Source organism: Streptomyces sp. NPDC093071, from assembly GCF_044754545.1.
In the GTDB taxonomy this organism is placed as follows: Bacteria; Actinomycetota; Actinomycetes; order Streptomycetales; family Streptomycetaceae; genus Streptomyces.
Window position 1 is genome coordinate 278896 of the sequence record NZ_JBIVPH010000005.1, and the last position, 16777, is coordinate 295672.

15 protein-coding genes are annotated in these 16777 nt (G+C 73.9%); 12 read left to right on the top strand and 3 right to left on the bottom strand.

What is annotated here, in order from left to right:
• The first annotated feature begins 73 nt into the window (after positions 1-73).
• Genes ACIQD7_RS22070 through ACIQD7_RS22080 form a run of 3 tightly spaced genes read left to right on the top strand, consistent with a single transcriptional unit; the run spans position 74 to position 2855 of the window.
• The gene (locus tag ACIQD7_RS22070; protein ID WP_402443591.1) at positions 74-907 is read left to right on the top strand and encodes a DUF5819 family protein; all 834 of its coding nucleotides are present in this window, start codon (positions 74-76) and stop codon (positions 905-907) included.
• On the top strand, positions 904-2163 hold the full coding sequence (locus tag ACIQD7_RS22075) for an HTTM domain-containing protein (RefSeq protein ID WP_402443593.1): 1260 nt from the start codon (positions 904-906) through the stop codon (positions 2161-2163). The genes ACIQD7_RS22070 and ACIQD7_RS22075 overlap by 4 nt, the downstream gene beginning before the upstream one ends.
• Positions 2160-2855: a TrmH family RNA methyltransferase gene (locus ACIQD7_RS22080; protein WP_402443595.1), complete on the top strand. Its 696-nt coding sequence runs from the start codon at positions 2160-2162 to the stop codon at positions 2853-2855. Before ACIQD7_RS22075 ends, ACIQD7_RS22080 begins: the two co-directional genes overlap by 4 nt.
• A gap of 51 nt (positions 2856-2906) precedes the next feature.
• Here ACIQD7_RS22080 and paaN read toward each other — a convergent pair whose 3' ends face one another.
• Positions 2907-4604 (bottom strand): phenylacetic acid degradation protein PaaN, encoded by a 1698-nt coding sequence (paaN, locus tag ACIQD7_RS22085; RefSeq protein ID WP_402443597.1) that lies wholly within the window; start codon positions 4602-4604, stop codon positions 2907-2909.
• A 124-nt stretch (positions 4605-4728) separates the two neighbouring features.
• Here paaN and ACIQD7_RS22090 point away from each other — a divergent pair, with 124 nt between their 5' ends.
• The gene (locus tag ACIQD7_RS22090; protein ID WP_402443599.1) at positions 4729-6396 is read left to right on the top strand and encodes a 3-hydroxyacyl-CoA dehydrogenase; all 1668 of its coding nucleotides are present in this window, start codon (positions 4729-4731) and stop codon (positions 6394-6396) included.
• Positions 6393-6986, top strand: coding sequence for a TetR/AcrR family transcriptional regulator (locus ACIQD7_RS22095; RefSeq protein WP_121830108.1), 594 nt, complete (start codon positions 6393-6395; stop codon positions 6984-6986). Before ACIQD7_RS22090 ends, ACIQD7_RS22095 begins: the two co-directional genes overlap by 4 nt.
• Positions 6987-7036: 50 nt before the next feature.
• Here ACIQD7_RS22095 and ACIQD7_RS22100 read toward each other — a convergent pair whose 3' ends face one another.
• Positions 7037-7546, bottom strand: coding sequence for an Lrp/AsnC family transcriptional regulator (locus tag ACIQD7_RS22100; protein ID WP_121830109.1), 510 nt, complete (start codon positions 7544-7546; stop codon positions 7037-7039).
• A gap of 192 nt (positions 7547-7738) precedes the next feature.
• Here ACIQD7_RS22100 and pdhA point away from each other — a divergent pair, with 192 nt between their 5' ends.
• The 7 genes from pdhA to ACIQD7_RS22135 all read left to right on the top strand — a co-directional run bounded on the left by pdhA (position 7739) and on the right by ACIQD7_RS22135 (position 16107).
• A complete protein-coding gene (gene pdhA, locus ACIQD7_RS22105; RefSeq protein ID WP_121830127.1) occupies positions 7739-8896 on the top strand; it encodes a pyruvate dehydrogenase (acetyl-transferring) E1 component subunit alpha in 1158 nt (385 codons plus the stop codon).
• Positions 8896-9942, top strand: a complete 1047-nt coding sequence (locus ACIQD7_RS22110) for an alpha-ketoacid dehydrogenase subunit beta (RefSeq protein WP_402443602.1) — start codon at positions 8896-8898, stop codon at positions 9940-9942. Before pdhA ends, ACIQD7_RS22110 begins: the two co-directional genes overlap by 1 nt.
• The gene (locus ACIQD7_RS22115) at positions 9942-11315 is read left to right on the top strand and encodes a dihydrolipoamide acetyltransferase family protein (RefSeq protein ID WP_402443604.1); all 1374 of its coding nucleotides are present in this window, start codon (positions 9942-9944) and stop codon (positions 11313-11315) included. Before ACIQD7_RS22110 ends, ACIQD7_RS22115 begins: the two co-directional genes overlap by 1 nt.
• 81 nt (positions 11316-11396) lie before the next feature.
• On the top strand, positions 11397-12248 hold the full coding sequence (locus ACIQD7_RS22120; RefSeq protein WP_402443606.1) for an NTP transferase domain-containing protein: 852 nt from the start codon (positions 11397-11399) through the stop codon (positions 12246-12248).
• Between the two features lie 278 nt (positions 12249-12526).
• Positions 12527-13924 (top strand): molybdopterin-binding protein, encoded by a 1398-nt coding sequence (locus ACIQD7_RS22125; RefSeq protein WP_402443802.1) that lies wholly within the window; start codon positions 12527-12529, stop codon positions 13922-13924.
• Positions 13921-15006: a TrkA family potassium uptake protein gene (locus ACIQD7_RS22130; RefSeq protein ID WP_161373788.1), complete on the top strand. Its 1086-nt coding sequence runs from the start codon at positions 13921-13923 to the stop codon at positions 15004-15006. Before ACIQD7_RS22125 ends, ACIQD7_RS22130 begins: the two co-directional genes overlap by 4 nt.
• 114 nt (positions 15007-15120) lie before the next feature.
• A complete protein-coding gene (locus tag ACIQD7_RS22135; protein WP_402443608.1) occupies positions 15121-16107 on the top strand; it encodes an NAD(P)H-quinone oxidoreductase in 987 nt (328 codons plus the stop codon).
• Positions 16108-16177: 70 nt separating this feature from the next.
• On the opposite strand, the gene ACIQD7_RS22140 is transcribed toward ACIQD7_RS22135, so the two are convergent.
• Entirely contained in the window at positions 16178-16723 is a 546-nt protein-coding gene (locus ACIQD7_RS22140; protein ID WP_121830115.1) for a bacterial proteasome activator family protein, read from the bottom strand.
• Between the last annotated feature and the right edge of the window lie 54 nt (positions 16724-16777).

Here is a 16777-nt window from a genome sequence, read left to right on the forward strand (position 1 = left end):
AATGGTGAGACGGCGGCCCGTATGGTGTCAACCCTGTGGATAACCGAGGTGGGCCGATCGGGATCGGGGCGGGATGGACGCGTACGTCGAAAAGGACGCGGTCGAGGTGAGCGGCGACCGGCGGACACCCCCGGAGGAGCCGCCCCCCGCCTCCCTGGACCCCGCGTCCCCGCAGGCCGCCGGAGGGCCCGGCACGACCGGCGGGACGGGGACGCCCGGCACCTCCGGGGCGGGCACCGGGATCATGGCCCTGTCCCTGCCGTACCAGGTCGTCGTCGCCGTCGCGCTCGCCGTCACCGGCGTCTTCGCCTGCGTCCACCTGGCGATGGTCTTCCTGCACGTGGCGCCGTCCAACACGCTGACCAAGCAGAACGGCCAGGCCGTGGACGACTGGATCTACCCCGAGTTCGAGCAGAACTGGAAGCTCTTCGCGCCCAACCCGCTCCAGCAGAACGTCTCCGTCGAGGTCCGCGCCGAGGTCACCGCCCCCGACGGCACCCGCCGGACCACCGGCTGGATCGACCTCACCGCCCAGGACACCGAGGCGATCCGCCACAACCCGCTGCCGAGCCACACCCAGCAGAACCAGCTCCGCAGGGCTCTGGACTTCTACTCCAACACGCACTCCGACGACCACCGCTCCAACGGGCCGCGCGGCCGCCTCTCGGAGCAGTACATGCGCCGGATCGCGGTGCAGCGGCTCGACGCCCTCCCGGCCCTCGCGGACTCCGAGGTGCGGCGCATCCAGCTCCGCTCCGTCACCCGGCGCGTCCCCGCGCCGGCGTGGAGCACCGAGAAGTCGAAGCCCTCCCCCTCCTCCCGCGACTTCCCGTGGTGGCGGATCACCGACGCCGACCGGTCCGCCGACGCCGGCGCCGACCGGAACCCTACGGAGGAGGCCCGATGAGCGCCCCGACGCCGACGCCCGTGTCCGCCGCCACGCCCGCGCGTGCCCGCGAGCCCTTCGACCGACGGCTCGCCCGCGCCGTCCAGACCGTCACCGGCCGCTCCCTCGGCCCGTACCAGACCGCGATCGTCCGGATCGGCTTCTCGCTGACCTGGTTGGTCTTCCTGCTGCGCGAGCTGCCCCACCGGCACCGGCTGTACGGCCTCGACAGCCCCTGGTCCTGGGGGATGGCCGAGCGGCTGATCTCCGACAACCGGGCCTTCAGCGTGCTCATGTGGTCGGACGGCCGGATCTGGTTCGAGCTCGTCTACGCACTCGCGGTGCTCTCCGCCGCCCTCCTCCTGGTGGGCTGGCGCACCCGGGCCGTCTCCGTGGTCTTCATGGCCGGGGTGCTGTCACTGCAGAACCGCGCCGTCTTCGTGGGCGACGGCGGCGACAACGTCCTCCACCTCGCCGCGCTCTACCTCGTCCTGACCCGCTGCTCGCAGGTGTGGTCCCTGGACGCCCGGCGGGCGGCCCGCGAGGACCGCGCCGCCCGCGCCGGGGAACCCCCGCGCCGCGACCTCACCGGGCCACTGCTGTGGGTCGTGCTCGGCGGCTTCCTCATGGCCGCCACCTGGTTCTCCGACGTCAGCGGCGAGTGGTGGATGCCGGTGCTGCTGTGGGTGCTCTGGCTGGGAAACGCGCTGTGGTGGCTGGTCTCCCGGTACGCCCCGGGGGAGCCCCGCACCCTGCTCGACGCCCTCGCCCACCTCGCGCACAACGCCGCCCTGCTGGTGCTCATGGCGGAGGTCTGCCTGATCTACGCCACGGCCGGCTGGTACAAGATCCAGGGCTCGCGCTGGCAGGACGGCACCGCGCTGTTCTACCCGCTCCACCTCGACTACTTCACGCCCTGGCCCGCCCTCTCCGAGCTGCTCGCCTCCAGCGGGATCATGGTCATGGTGCTCACCTACGGCACGGTGATCGTGCAGGTCGCCTTCCCCTTCACGCTCTTCAACCGCAAGGTCAAGAACGTCCTCCTCGTCGCGATGATGCTGGAGCACGCCGGGATCGCCCTGCTCCTCGGCCTGCCGGTCTTCTCGCTGGCGATGATCTCCGCCGACGCGGTGTTCCTGCCGACGGTCTTCCTGGTGGCCCTGGGCGCCCGGGCGACCCGGATCCGCGACCGGCTGCTGCGGCGGACGCCGGACGGGACGCTGCCCGAGCAGCGCCGTACGGACGAGGAGCACGGCCCCCGTACCCTCGTCGGGTGAGCACCACCGAAGAGACGCCCGGGACCGGGCCGGAGACCGCCGGGCCCGACCGGGAGCCGGTCCAGTACGACGAGGGGTACGGCCCCGAGGTCGGCGTCGGGCCGCACCCGGAGCCGTGGCCCGAGGACGAGCGGTACGACCCCGAGCTGCTCGCCGGGGGCGACCGGCGCAACGTCGTCGACCGCTACCGGTACTGGACGCGCGAGGCGGTCGTCGCCGACCTGGACACCCGGCGCCACGACTTCCACGTGGCGGTGGAGAACTGGGGCCACGACTTCAACATCGGCTCGGTGGTGCGGACCGCCAACGCCTTCCTGGCCAAGGAGGTCCACATCGTGGGCCGGCGGCGCTGGAACCGGCGCGGCGCCATGGTCACCGACCGCTACCAGCACGTCCGCCACCACCCGGACACCGAGTCGCTGACCTCGTGGGCGGCGGCCGAGGGCCTGCCCGTCATCGGCATCGACAACCTGCCCGGCGCCGTGCCCCTGGAGCGGACCGTGCTCCCCCGGCGCTGCGTGCTGCTCTTCGGGCAGGAGGGGCCCGGGCTCACCGAGGAGGCCCGCGCCCATGTGGAGCGGGTCTGCTCGATCGCCCAGTTCGGCTCCACCCGGTCGATCAACGCGGGGGCGGCCGCCGCCATCGCCATGCACGCGTGGATCCAGCGGTACGCGGAGATCGACGCCCCTTAGGACACCCCTGAGGACGGCGGGGCCCGGCCGGGCCCCGCCGCACGCGGGAGGTCAGGCCTGGCGGCGGACCTCCACCACCCGGAAGCGGTTGGAGACGAAGGCGCCGTCGCACAGGGCGGCGTTCGCCGCCGGGTTCCCGCCGGAGCCGTGGAAGTCGGAGAACGCGGCCGTCTGGTTCACGTACACCCCGCCCGTCAGGTTCAGCGAGAGCTGGGCCGACTCCTCCAGGCAGACCTCCTCCACCGCGCGCTCGACCTCCGCCGAGGTCGTGTACGCGCCGACCGTCATCGCGCCCTTCTCGCGGACCGTGCGCCGCAGCAGCTCCAGGGCCTCGGCGGTGGAGTCCACCGCGACGGCGAAGGAGACCGGGCCGAAGCACTCCGAGAAGTACGCGTCCTGGGCCTCCGGCTTGGCGCCGTCCAGCTTCACGATCACCGGGGTGCGGACCACGGCGTCGGGGAAGTCCGGGTTGACCACCTCGCGGGAGGCCAGCGCCACCTCGCCGAGGTCGGCGGCGGCCTCCAGGCGCGCCTTCACGTCCGGGTTGACCAGGGCGCCCAGCAGACCGTTGGCCCGGGCGTCGTCGCCGAGCAGGCCGCCGACCGCCGCCGCCAGGTCGGCCGTGACCTCGTCGTACGACTTGGGGCCCTGGTCGGTGGTGATGCCGTCGCGGGGGATCAGCAGGTTCTGCGGGGTGGTGCACATCTGGCCGCTGTAGAGGGACAGCGAGAAGGCCAGGTTGCCGAGCATCCCCTTGTAGTCGTCGGTGGAGTCCACCACGACCGTGTTGACCCCGGCCTTCTCGGTGTAGACCTGGGCCTGGCGGGCGTTGGCCTCCAGCCAGTCGCCGAAGGCGGTCGAGCCGGTGTAGTCGATGATCCGGACCTCGGGGCGCACGGCCAGGGTCTTCGCGACGCCCTCGCCGGGACGCTCGACGGCGAGCGCCACCAGGTTCGGGTCGAAGCCCGTCTCGGCGAGCACCTCGCGGGCGATCCGGACGGTGAGCGCGAGCGGCAGGACCGCGCGCGGGTGGGGCTTGACCAGGACCGGGTTGCCGGTGGCGAGGGAGGCGAACAGGCCCGGGTAGCCGTTCCAGGTGGGGAAGGTGTTGCAGCCGATCACCAGGGCGACGCCCCGGCCGACCGGAGTGAACTCCTTGCTCAGCTCCAGGGGGTCGCGCTTGCCCTGGGGCTTGGACCAGCCGGCCCGTCCGGCGGGGGTGCGGGTCTGCTCCGCGTACGCGTACGCCACGGCCTCCAGGCCGCGGTCCTGGGCGTGCGGGCCGCCGGCCTGGAACGCCATCATGAACGCCTGGCCGCTGGTGTGCATGACGGCGTGGGCGAACTCGTGGGTGCGGGCGGAGATCCGGGCGAGGATCTCCAGGCAGACCAGGGCGCGCGTCTCGGCCCCGGCGTCCCGCCAGGCGCCCACTCCCGCGCGCATGGCGGGCAGCAGGACGTCGATGTCCGCGTGCGGGTACTCGACGCCGAGCTCCGGCCCGTACGGCGAGACCTCGCCGCCGGTCCAGCCGTCCGTGCCGGGCTGGTCCAGCTCGAAGCGGCCGTTCAGCAGGGACTGGTACGCGGCGAGGCCGGCCGCCGCGTCGAGCGAGCCGTCCGCCCCGTACGCCTTCGGGTGCTCGGGGTGCGGCGACCAGTAGGCGCGGGTGCGGATGGTGTCGAGCGCCTGGTCGAGCGTGGACCGGTGCTTCTCGGCCAGACGGTCGGTGGTCGGCTGAGCGGTGGCCATGGATGGACCAACTCCTCGTCGAGCTGGGCAGGGAGACACGTACGGAGTTAGAGTAACCGAACGATCGGTCGGGACAAGGGGGCCCGGCGATCCTGTGGAAAACCCATCGGGGAGGATCACTCCCATGAGTGCCGACGTGACCGTCAGGGGGAGCGACGACGTGACCGCCAACGAGGCCGCCGCCGTGGAGCAGGAACGCGTTGAAGCCGTGGAGACGGACCGGGCCGGGGCTGTGGAACCGGACCGGACCGAGGCCGTGGAGCCGGACCCGGCCGGGGCCGCGGAGCCCGTCGGGCGGGACCGCGTCGTCGCCGTCGTCGGCACCGGGACCATGGGGCAGGGCATCGCCCAGGTCGCGCTGGTCGCCGGTCACCCCGTGCGCCTCTACGACAGCGCCCCCGGCCGCGCGGAGGAGGCCGTGGCCGCCCTCGCCGCCCGCCTCGACCGGCTCGTGGAGAAGGGTCGCCTGGACGCCGGCGCGCGCGAGGCGGCCGTCGGACGGCTGCACGCGGCCGGGGAGCTCGCCGAGCTCGCGGACGCGGCCCTCGTCGTCGAGGCGATCGTCGAGGACCTGGCGGTCAAGCGGCGGCTCTTCGCGGACCTGGAGGAGGTCGTCGGCGACGACGCCGTCCTCGCCACCAACACCTCGTCGCTCTCCGTCACCGCCATCGCCGGGGGCCTGCGGCTGCCCGGCCGGTTCGTCGGACTGCACTTCTTCAACCCGGCGCCGCTGCTCCCGCTGGTCGAGGTCGTCAGCGGCTTCGCCACCGACCCGGACGTCGCCACGCGCGCGTACGGGACGGTGAAGGGCTGGGGCAAGACGCCGGTGCGCTGCGCGGACACCCCCGGCTTCATCGTGAACCGGATCGCCCGCCCCTTCTACGCCGAGGCGCTGCGGGTGTACGAGGAGGGCGGGGCCGACCCGGCCACCATCGACGCGGCCCTGCGCGAGAGCGGCGGCTTCCGCATGGGCCCGTTCGAGCTGACCGACCTGATCGGCCAGGACGTGAACGAGGCCGTCACCCGCTCCGTCTGGGACTCCTTCCACCAGGACCCCAAGTTCACCCCGTCGCTCGCGCAGCGCCGGCTCGTCGAGTCCGGGCGCCTCGGCCGCAAGACGGGCCACGGCTGGTTCTCGTACGCGGAGGGCGCCGAGCGTCCCGAGCCGCACACGGCCCCGCCGGCGAAGGCCCCGGAGAAGATCACCGTCCGGGGCGACCTGGAACCCGCGGAGCCGCTGGTGGGGCTCTTCGAGGAGGCCGGGATCAAGGTTCGGCGCAAGGGTGGCAACGGGTACATCCAGCTGCCCGGCGGCGCCCGGCTCAGCCTGGCCGACGGCGAGACCTCCTTCGAGTACCCCGACGAGGAGATCATCTACTTCGACCTCGCGCCGGACTACGCGCGCGCGTCCCGGATCGTGCTCTCGACCGGCGAGCACACCTCGCCCGAGTCCCTCGCCGAGGCCGTCGGCCTCTTCCAGGCCCTCGGCAAGCAGGTGTCCGTCATCGGCGACGTGCCCGGCATGATCGTCGCCCGTACGGTCGCGATGCTGGCCGACCTCGCGGCCGACGCGGTCGACCGGGGGGTCGCCACCGCCGAGGACGTCGACACGGCGATGCGGCTCGGCGTGAACTATCCGCTGGGGCCGCTGGAGTGGGCCGGGAAGGTGGGCCACGCGCGCGTGCGGGGCCTGCTCTTCTCGCTGCACGAGCGCTACCCGACGGGGCGGTACGCGCCGTGCCTGGGCACCGTCCGCCGGGGATACGCCGAGGAAGGACGGGAATCGCGATGACCACGGCGAAGCGCGACACGTACACCCCCGAGACGCTGCTCTCGGTCGCGGTGCGGGTCTTCAACGAGCGCGGTTACGACGGCACCTCCATGGAGCACCTGTCCAAGGCGGCGGGCATCTCCAAGTCGTCGATCTATCACCACGTGTCCGGCAAGGAGGAGCTGCTCCGGCGGGCGGTCAGCCGGGCGCTCGACGGCCTGTTCGCGGTCCTCGACGAGCCGGGGGCCGGGCGGGGCCGGGCCGTCGAGCGGGTCGAGTACGTCACGCGCCGCACGGTCGAGGTGCTGGTCGAGGAGCTGCCGTACGTGACGCTGCTCCTGCGGGTGCGCGGCAACACGGCCACCGAGCGGTGGGCGATGGAGCGGCGCCGCGAGTTCGACCACCGGGTGGCCGACCTGCTGAAGGCGGCCGTCGCCGAGGGCGACCTGCGGGCCGACGTGGACATCCGGCTCGCGACCCGGCTGCTCTTCGGCATGATCAACTCGCTGGTGGAGTGGTACCGGCCGCACCCGGACACGGTGGCGGAGCGGCGGCGGATCGCCGAGACCGTCGTCCACCTGGCCTTCGACGGGCTGCGGACGGCCCGCTGACGTTCTCGGCGGGTCCGGCCCGGGCGTCTCAGTGGTCCGGCCCGGGCGTCTCAGTGGTCCGGGTCGAGGTCCGTCTCCTCGAAGACCAGCAGGGTCCGGGTGGAGAGCACCTCCGGGATCGACTGGAGCTTGGTGAGCACCAGCTCGCGCAGGGTCCGGTTGTCCGGGGTGTGGACCAGGAGCAGCACGTCGAAATCGCCGCTGACCAGCGCGATGTGCGCGGCTCCGGGCAGGGCCTGGAGCTGCTCGCGCACGGTCCGCCAGGAGTTCTGGACGATCTTGAGCGTGATGTAGGCGGAGGCGCCGTGGCCCGCCCGCTCGTGGTTCACGCGGGCGCTGAAGCCGCGGATCACCCCGTCGTCGATGAGCCGGTTGATCCGCGCGTAGGCGTTGGCCCGGGAGACGTGCACCCGCTCGGCCACGGAGCGGATCGAGGCGCGGCCGTCCGTTTGGAGTATGCGCAGGATGTCGCGGTCGATGGCGTCCAGCGGGCGCGCGGGCGGGCCCGGCAGCGCCGCGTCGGGCGCCGGTGACACGACCTGCTCCCATTCGTCGGCCATTTGTTCATCCGCCATGTGCCCCCGCCTTCCTCCGGTGGACGACCTGTTCCCATCCCAGGCTGTGGAGAACCGTTTGTCCACAGGCTGGAGGCGCCTGTAGCCAAAATGCCTCCACGACCGAACAATCGGTAGGTGAGGCGCACCACACTCGCGCCGCCCGCCTTCGGGCTGTATGCCCGCTCCCACGAGGAGGTGGACTCGTTGCGACAGCGCAGTTCGACAGTCCAAGAGCCGCCCGGTGCCGCCCACGCCCACCGGACCACCCCGCCGACGTGGCAGCCGCGCACCGACCCCGCGCCGCTGCTGCCCGACGCCGAGCCGCTGCGCGTGCTCGGCACGGACGCCGTGGCCGACGCCGATCCCGCGCTGTTGCTGAGGCTCTACGCGGAGCTGGTCCGCGGCCGCCGGTACAACACGCAGGCCACCGCCCTCACCAAGCAGGGCCGGCTCGCCGTGTACCCGTCCACCACCGGCCAGGAGGCGTGCGAGATCGCCGCCGCGGCCGTCCTGGAGGACCGGGACTGGCTCTTCCCCTCGTACCGCGACACCCTGGCGGCGGTGGCCCGCGGCCTCGACCCCGTCCAGGCCCTGACCCTGCTGCGCGGCGACTGGCACACCGGCTACGACCCGCACGAACACCGGATCGCCCCGCTCTGCACGCCCCTGGCCACCCAGCTCCCGCACGCGGTGGGCCTCGCCCACGCCGCCCGCCTCAAGGGTGACGACGTCGTCGCCCTCGCCATGGTCGGCGACGGCGGCACCAGCGAGGGCGACTTCCACGAGGCGCTCAACTTCGCGGCCGTCTGGCAGGCCCCCGTGGTCTTCCTCGTCCAGAACAACGGCTTCGCGATCTCCGTGCCGCTCGCCAAGCAGACCGCCGCCCCCTCCCTCGCCCACAAGGCCGTCGGATACGGGATGCCGGGCCGGCTCGTCGACGGGAACGACGTGGTCGCCGTCCACCAGGTCCTCACCGAGGCCGTGGCACGCGCGCGGCGCGGCGGCGGACCGACCCTGGTCGAGGCCGTCACCTACCGGATCGACGCCCACACCAACGCCGACGACGCCACCCGCTACCGGGAGGCCGACGAGGTCGAGACCTGGCGGGCGCACGACCCCGTCCTGATCCTCGAACGGGAACTGACCGGGCGCGGCCTGCTCGACGAGGACGGCAGGCGCGCCGCCGCCGAGGCCGCCGAGACCATGGCCGCCGACCTGCGCGAACGGATGAACGCCGACCCGGTGCTCGACCCGATGGACCTGTTCGCCCACGTGTACGCGGAGCAGACCGCGCAACTGCGCGAACAGGCGGCGCAGCTGCGCGCCGAGCTCGAAGCCGAGGGTGAGGCGTGATGACGACCGCGACGACCGGACCCAAGGCGGCCGGGACCGGCGGCAGGGCCGGGAAGGCCAAGCCCGCCACGATGGCGCAGGCGCTCCAGCGTGCCATGCGCGACGCCATGGCCGAGGACCCGACCGTCCACGTGATGGGCGAGGACGTCGGCACCCTCGGCGGGGTCTTCCGGGTCACCGACGGGCTCGCCAAGGAGTTCGGCGAGGACCGCTGCACGGACACCCCGCTGGCCGAGGCCGGCATCCTCGGCGCGGCCGTCGGCATGGCCATGTACGGTCTGCGGCCGGTCGTCGAGATGCAGTTCGACGCCTTCGCCTATCCGGCGTTCGAGCAGCTGATCTCCCACGTGGCGAAGATGCGCAACCGCACGCGCGGCACGATGCCGATGCCGATCGTCATCCGGGTGCCGTACGGCGGCGGGATCGGCGGCGTCGAGCACCACAGCGACTCCTCCGAGGCCTACTACACGGCCACCCCGGGCCTGCACGTCGTCACCCCGGCCACCGTCGAGGACGCCTACGGCCTGCTGCGCGCGGCCATCGCCTCCGACGACCCGGTGGTCTTCCTGGAGCCCAAGCGGCTCTACTGGTCCAAGTCCGACTGGTCCCCCGAGGCGCCCGCGGCCGTCGAGCCGATCGGCAGGGCCGTCGTGCGGCGCCGGGGCACCAGCGCCACCCTGATCACCTACGGCCCCTCGGTGCCGGTCTGCCTGGAGGCCGCCGAGGCCGCGCAGGCGGAGGGCTGGGACCTCGAAGTCGTCGACCTGCGCTCGCTCGTGCCGTTCGACGACGAGACCGTCTGCGCCTCGGTGCGGCGCACCGGACGCGCGGTCGTGGTCCACGAGTCGACCGGCTTCGGCGGCCCCGGCGCGGAGATCGCCGCCCGGGTGACCGAGCGCTGCTTCCACCACCTGGAGGCGCCGGTGCTGCGGGTCGCGGGCTTCGACATCCCGTACCCGCCGCCGATGCTGGAGCGCCACCACCTGCCCGGTGTGGACCGGGTCCTGGACGCGGTGGCCCGGCTCCAGTGGGAGGCGGACAACTGATGGCCCAGGTCCTCGAATTCAAGCTGCCCGACCTCGGCGAGGGACTCACCGAGGCCGAGATCGTGCGCTGGCTGGTCGCCGTCGGCGACGTCGTCGCCGTCGACCAGCCGGTCGTCGAGGTCGAGACGGCCAAGGCCATGGTCGAGGTGCCCTGCCCGTACGGCGGCGTCGTCACCGCCCGGTACGGCGAGGAGGGCACCGAACTGCCCGTCGGAGCACCGCTCCTGACGGTCGCCGTGGGCGGTACGGGGGAGGCGGAGCCGGTGGCCGTCTCCGCCGTCGCGGAGGGAGCCGTCGCCGGGTCGTCCGAGTCGGCGGCGTCCCCGGAGTCCGCAGTGTCCTCCGAGTACTCCGGCAACGTCCTCGTCGGGTACGGCACCGCAGGGCCCGCCGCCCGGCGCCGCCGGGTGCGGCAGACGGGTCCGGCCGCGACCCCCGCGCCCGTGCCCGCACCCGCACCCGTCCCCACCCACCAGGGGCCCGTGCCCGTCATCTCGCCGCTCGTCCGCAAGCTGGCCAGGGACGGGGGGCTCGATCTGCGGCAGGTGCGCGGGTCGGGGCCCGAGGGCCTGATCCTGCGGGCCGACGTGGAGCTGGCCCTCGCGACGGACCGGGGCCCGCAGGATGCCTCTCCGGCGCCCGTCCCCGTGGCCCCTGCCGTTCCCACCGCTTCCGTCACGTCGGCGGGCGAGCGGGTTCCGCTGCGCGGGGTCCGTGGCGCGGTGGCGGACAAGCTGTCCCGCAGCCGTACGGAGATCCCGGACGCGACCTGCTGGGTCGACGCCGACGCGACCGAGCTGATGGCCGCGCGGGCGGCGATGAACGCGGCGGGCGGGCCGAAGATCTCGCTGCTCGCGCTCCTCGCCCGGATCTGCGTCCACGCCCTGGCCCGGTTCCCCGAGCTCAACTCCACGGTCGACACCGCCGCCCGGGAGATCGTCCGGCTGCCGGACGTGCACCTCGGGTTCGCCGCCCAGACCCCGCGCGGCCTGGTCGTCCCCGTGGTCAGGAACGCGGGGACGCGGACGGCCGAGTCGCTGACGGAGGAGTTCGGGCGCCTGACCGAGGCCGCCCGGCAGTCCGCGCTCACCCCGGCCGATCTGACGGGGGGCACGTTCACCCTCAACAACTACGGGGTGTTCGGGGTCGACGGCTCCACGCCGATCATCAACCACCCCGAGGCCGCCATGCTCGGCGTCGGCCGGATCATCCCCAAGCCCTGGGTGCACCGGGGCGAACTGGCGGTCCGTCAGGTGGTGCAGCTCTCGTTCACCTTCGACCACCGCGTCTGCGACGGCGGCACGGCGGGCGGCTTCCTGCGGTACGTGGCGGACTGCGTCGAACAGCCGGCGGTGCTGCTCCGCACGGTCTGACGGCACCCGCCGCCGCCCGGCCCGTCCCTCCCCGTGGGACGGGCAGGGCGCCCGCGACCCCCGGCGGCCCATACTGCTGGGGTGACCACCGCATACGACGCCGTCGTACTCGCCGGGGGCGCCGCCCGGCGCCTCGGCGGCACCGACAAGCCCGGGGTACGGGTCGGGGGCCGGACCCTCCTCGACCGGGTCCTCGCGGCCTGCTCCGGCGCCGGCCGGACCGTGGTCGTCGGATCCCCCCGGCCGACCGCCCGGCCCGTCCGCTGGACCAGGGAGGACCCGCCCGGCGGCGGCCCGGTGGCCGCCCTCGACGCGGGAGCGCGGGAGACGGAGGCCGCCGTCCTGCTCGTCCTCTCCGCCGACCTGCCCTTCCTGGACGGCGACACCGTCCGGAGCCTCCTCGGCGCGCTGGACGAGGACCCCGGCGCCGAGGCCGTGCTCCTCACCGACGCCGAGGGGCGCGACCAGCCGCTCGTCGCCGCGTACCGGACCGGTTCGCTGCGCCGCGCGCTGGACCGGCTCGCGGACGACCGCGACGGTCTCGCCCACCTGCCGCTGCGTCACCTCACGCACGGGCTCCGGCTCGTGAGGCTCCCCGCCGGTCCCCTCGTCTCCTTCGACTGCGACACCTGGGAGGACATCGCCACGGCCCGCGCCCGCATCAGGGAGCATGGGAGCGTGCTGGACGAATGGATCACCGCAGTCAAGGACGAACTGGGCATCGAGCTGGACGTCGACACCGGCGTGCTGCTCGATCTGGCCCGCGACGCCGCCCACAACGTGGCCCGTCCCGCCGCGCCCCTGACCACCTTCCTGGTGGGGTACGCGGCGGCGTGCGCGGGCGAGGGCGGCCCCGAGGCGGTCGCGGAGGCCGCCCGCAAGGCCGCGGCACTGGCCCTGCGCTGGGAGGCCGAGCAGGACGGAGCCGGATGAGCCTGAAGGAGCCCGCTCCCGTGGCCCCCGGACCCACCGACGGCCCCCCTGGATCCGCTGAGGAGCCCGCCGGGCCCACTGACGAGTCCGCCGGACCTGCCGCCGGGCCCGCCGACGGTCTTTCCGGCTCCACCGACGAGTCCGCCGGACCCGCCGACAAGCCCTCCGGGCCCGGCGGTGGCCCGCAGGCCGGTCATGCGCACCGGGCCACCGGCTGGCCCGAGGCGCGGGCCGTCGCGCGCCGCGCCGGGGTCGCGGCCCGGACCGGCCGGGAGCCGCTGGCGCTCCCGCTGGGGCGGGCGCTCGGCCAGGTTCTGGCGGGGCCGCTCCCGGCCCTCGCCGACCTGCCGTCCTTCGACACCTCCGCCATGGACGGTTGGGCGGTCGCGGGCCCGGGCCCCTGGCGCGTCCGCGAGGAGACCGCCGTCCTCGCCGGTCACGCCCCGGCCGCCGCGCTGGCCGCCGGAGAGGCGGTACGGATCGCCACCGGCGCCCCCGTCCCGCCCGGGACCACGGCCGTCCTCCGTACCGAGCACTCCCGTACCGAGCACTCCCGTACTGAACAGGCCCGTACCGAACAGGCCCGTACCGAACAGCCCCGTGCCGCAGACCCGTCTGCCGAGCACCTGCCCGCCGAGCGCCTGTCTCCTGAGCGCCCGTCCACCGAGCGCCCGTCCACCGAGCGCCCGTCCACCGAGCGCCCGTCCGCCGAACGACCGGCCCCCGCGCACCCGGGCCCCGGGGCTCGCCCCCTGCTCCACGCCCTGCGCGAGGTCGTCGACGGGCAGGACATCCGGCCCCGGGGCCAGGAGTGCCGTTCCGGCGACGACCTGCTGCCCGCCGGTACCGCCGTGACCCCCGCCGTCCTCGGTCTCGCCGCGGCCGCCGGATACGACGAACTCCTCGTCCTGCCCCGCCCCCGCGTGGAGATCCTGGTCCTCGGCGACGAACTCCTCACGTCCGGGCTCCCCCGCGAGGGGCTCATCCGGGACGCCCTCGGACCGATGCTCGGCCCCTGGCTGGCGGCGCTCGGCGCGGACGTCCTCGCCACCCGCCGGATCGGCGACGACGCCGAAGCGCTGTACGCGGCCGTCACCGGCTCCACCGCCGATCTGGTCGTCACCACCGGGGGCACCGCCGCCGGGCCCGTGGACCACGTCCACCGCGTGCTCGACAAGGCCGGTGCCACGCTCCTGGTCGACGGGGTGAAGGTGCGGCCGGGGCACCCCATGCTCCTCGCCCGCCTCGGCACCGATCCCGCCCGCCCGCTGCACGTGCGCCATCTCGTCGGTCTTCCCGGCAATCCGCTCGCGGCCGTCTCCGGCCTCCTCACCCTGGCCGCCCCGCTGCTCGCCGCCCTGGCGGAGCCCGGGACCCCCGCGGAAGGCGGGGCCGGATCAGAGCCCCGCACCCCCGTGCCGTACCGTGTGCCCGTTCGGGACGAGGTGCACGGGCACCCCCATGACACACGGCTCGTCCCGGTCGTCCGTCGCGGCGGGTCGGTCGTACCGCTGCGGTACAACGGCCCGGCCATGCTCCGCGGCATCGCCGCCGCGGACGGTCTGGCCGTCGTCCCGCCCGGCGGGGCACGGCCCGGACAGGAACTGGACGTCCTCGATCTTCCCTGGCCGCCGACGGCGGGGGCCGTACCGGCCCAAGGAGCGTGTTTCACGTGAAACTTCCCAGTCGTGACGTGATGGCCCGCCACGCGGAGGAGAAGATCTCCGGCCCGCGGGTCACCCTGCCCCGCCGGGAGGTGGAGAGGCCGCTCCGCCAGGTCGGCAAGCGTCTCCTCATGGCGCTCGGCGTGCTCGTCGTGACGATCTTCCTCGTCTACTTCGACCGCGACGGCTACCACGACAACGCCGACGAGACGCTCGACTTCCTCGACTGCGCCTACTACGCGACCGTGACGCTCTCCACCACCGGATACGGCGACATCGTCCCGTACAGCGACACGGCGCGGCTCGTCAACATCCTGCTGGTCACGCCCCTGCGCGTGCTGTTTCTGATCATCCTGGTCGGCACCACCCTGGAGGTCCTCACCGAGCGGACCCGGGAGGAGTTCCGGCTGAATCGCTGGAGGTCCACCTTGCGCGACCACACCGTCATCGTCGGGTTCGGCACGAAGGGGCGGTCCGCGATCCAGACCCTCTGCGCGACCGGGCTCAGCAAGGAGCAGATCGTCATCGTCGATCCCTCCAGCAAGGTGATCGAGACGGCGAACGCGGACGGCTTCGTCGGCGTCATCGGCGACGCGACCCGCAGCGCCGTGCTGCTCCGCGCCGAGGTGCAGCGGGCCCGGCAGATCGTCATCGCCACCCAGCGCGACGACACGGCCGTCCTGGTCACCCTGACCGCGCGCCAGCTCAACAGGGGCGCGAAGATCGTCGCCGCCGTCCGCGAGGAGGAGAACGCGCCGCTGCTGCGCCAGTCCGGCGCGGACGCGGTCATCACCAGCGCCAGCGCCGCCGGGCGCCTGCTCGGCCTCTCGGTCCTGAGCCCCAGCGCCGGCACGGTGATGGAGGACCTGATCCAGCAGGGCTCCGGCCTCGACCTGGTCGACCGTCCCGTGACCAAGAGCGAGGTGGGCAAGGGCCCCCGGGAGACCGAGGACCTGGTGGTGAGCGTGCTCCGGGGCCACCGCCTGCTCAGTTACGACGACCCCGCGGCCAGCCCGCTCCAGGCCACCGACCGGGTGATCACCATCGTGCGCGCCACGCCGGTGACCCGGCTCTCCACCCCGCCGGAGGACTGAGCCCGCCGCACCCGCCCCGCTGCCGGACCGCCCCCGCCTCACCGCCGGACCACCCCCGCCCCGCCGCCGGATCGATCCCGACCCGGCGGCGGTCGCGGGAGTAGCCTCGCCGCCATGTATGCGATCACGATTCCGGAACCCGGCGGGCCCGAGGCCCTGGCCTGGGCCGAGGTGCCCGATCCCGTACCCGGCGAGGGTGAGGTGCTCGTCGAGGTGGTGGCGAGCGCGGTCAACCGCGCCGACCTGCTCCAGCGGCAGGGCTTCTACGACCCGCCGCCGGGCAGCTCCCCGTACCCCGGTCTGGAGTGTTCGGGCCGGATCGCCGCGCTCGGTCCGAGGGTGTCCGGCTGGAGCGTCGGCGACGAGGTGTGCGCGCTGCTCTCCGGCGGCGGTTACGCGCAGCGGGTCGTGGTCCCGGCCGGGCAGCTCCTGCCGCTGCCGGAGGGCGTCGACGCGGCCACGGCCGCCGCGCTTCCCGAGGTCGCGTGCACCGTCTGGTCCAACGTCTTCATGATCGCCCACCTGCGGCCGGGCGAGACGCTCCTCGTGCACGGCGGCGCGAGCGGCATCGGCACGATGGCGATCCAGCTGGCGAAGGCGATCGGGGCCCGGGTCGCGGTCACCGCCGGAAGCCCCGAGAAGCTGGCGCGCTGCGCCGAGCTGGGCGCGGACGTCCTCATCGACTACCGCGAGCAGGACTTCGTCGAGGAGCTGGCCAAGGCGACGGACGGGGCCGGGGCGGACGTCATCCTGGACATCGTCGGCGCCAAGTACCTGGAACGGAACGTGAAGGCGCTCGCCGTGAACGGACGGCTCGTGATCATCGGCCTCCAGGGCGGGGTGAAGGGCGAGCTGAACCTCGGGGCGCTGCTCGCGAAGCGCGGCGCCGTCATGGCGACCACGCTGCGGTCCCGTCCCCCGCAGGAGAAGGCGGCGATCGTCGCCGCCGTCCGGGAGCACGTCTGGCCGCTGATCGGGGCGGGTACGGTCCGGCCGGTCGTCGACCGCACGGTGCCGCTGCCGGAGGCCGCCGACGCGCACCGGGCGCTGGAGGCCGGCGACCACGTCGGCAAGGTCCTGCTCCTCGCTCCCCGGGACTGACCCGGCACACGGACACGGACGCGGAGGGGCCCGGCACACACCGGGTGTGCCGGGCCCCTCCGCGTGCGTCCTACAGGTACGGCCCCGAACGGACCGCGTGGCCCGGGCCGTGGTCGTCGTCATCGTCGTGACCGGAGCCCGGCGGCAGGGCCCGGCGCATCTGCTCCAACTGGGCGCGGGCCGCCATCTGCTGGGCGAACAGCGCCGTCTGGATGCCGTGGAAGAGGCCCTCCAGCCAGCCCACCAACTGGGCCTGCGCGATGCGCAGTTCCGCCTCGGAGGGGATCGCCTCGTCCGTGAACGGCAGGGAGAGGCGCTCCAGTTCCTCGACCAGCTCGGGCGCGAGCCCGTCCTCCAGCTCCTTCACGGAGCTGGCGTGGATGTCCTTGAGCCTGACCCGGCTGGCCTCGTCGAGAGGAGCCGCGCGTACTTCTTCCAGGAGCTGCTTGATCATGCTGCCGATCCGCATGACCTTCGCAGGCTGCTCGACCATTTCCGTCACCGGGACCTCGCGGGATTCGTCGTCGCCCTGAGCGCCGCCGAGGGCCATCCCGTCCTGTCCCACGATGAGGACCTGGGGGCTCTCCTGCGACCTGTCATTCCTCGGCATCTCCATGCCGCCATTCTCTCGTACACGTGCCTCACCACGGGGTGTGCCCCTGTACGAGGG

Bases quoted from the DNA above. Each gene is read 5' to 3' on its own strand.
- ACIQD7_RS22110 (WP_402443602.1), top strand. From the start codon at position 8,896: ATGACGACCGCGACGACCGGACCCAAGGCGGCCGGGACCGGCGGCAGG.
- ACIQD7_RS22075 (WP_402443593.1), top strand. From the start codon at position 904: ATGAGCGCCCCGACGCCGACGCCCGTGTCCGCCGCCACGCCCGCGCGT.
- ACIQD7_RS22135 (WP_402443608.1), top strand. From the start codon at position 15,121: ATGTATGCGATCACGATTCCGGAACCCGGCGGGCCCGAGGCCCTGGCC.
- ACIQD7_RS22095 (WP_121830108.1), top strand. From the start codon at position 6,393: ATGACCACGGCGAAGCGCGACACGTACACCCCCGAGACGCTGCTCTCG.
- ACIQD7_RS22070 (WP_402443591.1), top strand. From the start codon at position 74: ATGGACGCGTACGTCGAAAAGGACGCGGTCGAGGTGAGCGGCGACCGG.
- ACIQD7_RS22115 (WP_402443604.1), top strand. From the start codon at position 9,942: ATGGCCCAGGTCCTCGAATTCAAGCTGCCCGACCTCGGCGAGGGACTC.
- ACIQD7_RS22090 (WP_402443599.1), top strand. From the start codon at position 4,729: ATGAGTGCCGACGTGACCGTCAGGGGGAGCGACGACGTGACCGCCAAC.
- paaN (WP_402443597.1), bottom strand. From the start codon at position 4,604: ATGGCCACCGCTCAGCCGACCACCGACCGTCTGGCCGAGAAGCACCGG.
- ACIQD7_RS22140 (WP_121830115.1), bottom strand. From the start codon at position 16,723: ATGGAGATGCCGAGGAATGACAGGTCGCAGGAGAGCCCCCAGGTCCTC.
- ACIQD7_RS22100 (WP_121830109.1), bottom strand. From the start codon at position 7,546: ATGGCCGACGAATGGGAGCAGGTCGTGTCACCGGCGCCCGACGCGGCG.